Here is a 937-nt window from a genome sequence, read left to right as displayed (position 1 = left end):
GGCTTGCCTCAGCGCCAACGGAGATGTCGAGTGTCGCATGTCTAAATGGCTGACGACGCGCCGCCCAAATTGACATTTTAACTTTGCGCCAAAGCGGACAGTTCAACTTGGCTGCCACAGTTACAACATTACGGTACATTCTAATTTGAAGTGCGACATGCCAGTGATTTCAATGGTTTCCCCTTGGAGATTTTGGCATGTCCCGACGCTATTCGCAGCTGAATCTGGCCGATCGACGCCGCCTCTTCCACTTTGTCGAACGCAAACTACCGATCAAAGAAATGGCGCGCGAACTCGGGCGTCATCGATCGACGATCTATCGTGAGATCCGGCGCAACACCTTCCACGATCGCGAGCTGCCCGACTATAGCGGTTACTTCCCAACCGTTGCTGACGACATCCGCAAAGAGCGGCGGCAGCGTTTGAGGAAGCTTGTGCGGCACCCGCAATTGCGCGAACTGGTGATCGCGCAGCTGAAGGCACTTTGGTCACCGGAACAGATTGCCGGTCGTCTGCTCGCCGATGGCGTGAGCGCCGTGCGGGTCTGTACCGAGACGATCTATCGCTTCATCTACGGCAAGGACGATCAGGCGCTGGAACTCCATCAGCATCTGACGGAAGGTCGCCGCAAACGCCGCCCCCGCGGCTCGAGGAAGCCGCGCGGCGGCACTTTTCCTGCTGCCTGCAGGATATCGCAACGTCCCGATTTCATTGGTGATCGTTCGCAGTTCGGGCATTGGGAAGGCGACTTGTTGATCTTCCAACGTGACCTGGGCAACGCCAACGTAACCTCACTGATCGAGCGCAAGAGCCGCTACTGCATAGCGGCAATCTAGGTGAGATTCAGCGTCAATCAGGATGAGACTCGCGCCGGGGTGTGACGGAGTGAGGGCGTAGCCCGATCGTAGTCATACCCCGGCGTGGCGCATATTTTCGG

Annotated in this window: 1 pseudogene; it reads left to right on the top strand. The window is 57.4% G+C overall.

The window, feature by feature from the left end:
- Positions 1-197: 197 nt before the first annotated feature.
- A pseudogene (locus P9A16_RS35595) lies at positions 198-824 on the top strand (IS30 family transposase); the annotation flags it as partial.
- Positions 825-937: the final 113 nt, after the last annotated feature.

The sequence above is a fragment of the Shinella sp. 838 genome (assembly GCF_029623935.1).
Taxonomy (GTDB): Bacteria; Pseudomonadota; Alphaproteobacteria; order Rhizobiales; family Rhizobiaceae; genus Shinella.
Note: the sequence above shows the minus strand (reverse complement) of the source record. Positions and strands in the feature narration are given on the sequence as shown.